We start from the raw sequence: 1484 nt of genomic DNA on the forward strand, positions 1-1484 counted from the left end.
AGATCATCATTCGATGGTCTATTTTTACGCCCAAAACAACGAGTAGATTTCGATCATACAGTGTGAACTGTTACACATAATCAACTAATCTACTACTGTAAGTGATGCATATTTATAAAAATAGTACAACTAATTTTATATTTTTGTAACGAATTGTTTATTCATTAGTCTTATTTGAGAAAGGAGGAGGCGGGTATGGATTTTGAGCAGATTTATCGTTTATATTTTCGAGACGTTTATGCATTTATGCTATCGCTTAGTCGTAACGAAACAATTGCTGAAGAAATTACACAAGAAACGTTTTATAAGGCACTTCAAAATATTGAGCAGTACAAAGGAAACAGCAAAATGAACGTTTGGCTTTGTCAAATTGCGAAAAATACATACTTTACACAGATGGAAAAGCAAAAGCGTTTACAACCTGAATTAACCGAAAAACAGGACGATAAATTTGTAGAGCAACAATTTCTTCAAAAAGAAAATGCCTTCTACTTGCATCAACTTTTGCATCGATTGGATGAGCCCTATAAGGAAGTGTTCACACTACGTATTTTTGGAGAGCTCCCATTTGTACAAATTAGTCAGTTATTCGGAAAAACAGAAAGCTGGGCACGAGTAACATTTCATCGAGCAAAACGAAAAATACAACAACTGGATAAGGAGGAAACGTTATGACAAAAATTCAATGCTCGGTCATAAGGGATTTATTGCCCTTATACTATGACGGTGTATGCAGTGATGAAACGAAGAAGTTAGTAGAAGAGCATATTGCTAGCTGCAATGAATGTAAGACGGAATTAGAAAGCTTGAATGTTGCAATCGAAATTCCAATGTTAGAAATACAAAATCGTAATCAAGACCAAAAAGTGATTAGAAGTATGGCTTATTCATTGAAAAAATTGAGAAAAAAAGCTCTATATAAAGGTGTTGGAATTACAGCGATGGTTGGTTTATTCATATTCTGTGGCTATTATGCTTTATTTTTATGGAATATCCAATCAGTTGATAGTGAAAACTTTAAAATCTCAGATATTTTTCAATTAAACAATGGTCATATTGTGTACAGTGTCGATTTTTTAGATGAATATGATGTTCTTCGGGTGAAATATTCTTTAGTTGAAGATGGAAATTTTTATATGATTCCACTGCGACCAATCGTGAAACAAAAAACCGAACATCCCATTGGTGATGTACAGGAAGAATTTATTTTGCAAGCACAGCAAGAAAATTGGAATAATCAAGAAATACATGCCTTGTATTACGGTTCACCAGATGATGCAGTACTTATTTGGGAAAAGGGAATGGAGCTTCCAAAAGCAAGTGCAGAAATGGAACGAAAGTGGGATATGAGTAGATTTAAATAACTGCAAAGTAGTAATAATGTAATATTGAAGATATTAATAAAATGTTTGTGAAGAAATATACTTAAACTAACGGGTGCTTTACTTCAAGAAGGAGTAAAGCCTTTTTTCTTATTGAACTAA

The 1484-nt window shown here is 33.1% G+C and carries 2 protein-coding genes; both read left to right on the top strand.

Annotated features, from left to right (window positions below; translation table 11 throughout):
• The first annotated feature begins 195 nt into the window (after positions 1 to 195).
• On the top strand, positions 196 to 675 hold the full coding sequence (locus BMZ04_RS21815; RefSeq protein ID WP_093277829.1) for an RNA polymerase sigma factor: 480 nt from the start codon (positions 196 to 198) through the stop codon (positions 673 to 675).
• Entirely contained in the window at positions 672 to 1364 is a 693-nt protein-coding gene (locus BMZ04_RS21820; protein WP_093277831.1) for a zf-HC2 domain-containing protein, read from the top strand. Before BMZ04_RS21815 ends, BMZ04_RS21820 begins: the two co-directional genes overlap by 4 nt.
• Positions 1365 to 1484 lie beyond the last annotated feature (120 nt).

Origin of the sequence: Psychrobacillus sp. OK032 (assembly GCF_900111345.1) — a bacterium.
Classification (GTDB): domain Bacteria; phylum Bacillota; class Bacilli; order Bacillales_A; family Planococcaceae; genus Psychrobacillus.

Bases quoted from the DNA above. Each gene is read 5' to 3' on its own strand.
- BMZ04_RS21815 (WP_093277829.1), top strand. From the start codon at position 196: ATGGATTTTGAGCAGATTTATCGTTTATATTTTCGAGACGTTTATGCA.
- BMZ04_RS21820 (WP_093277831.1), top strand. From the start codon at position 672: ATGACAAAAATTCAATGCTCGGTCATAAGGGATTTATTGCCCTTATAC.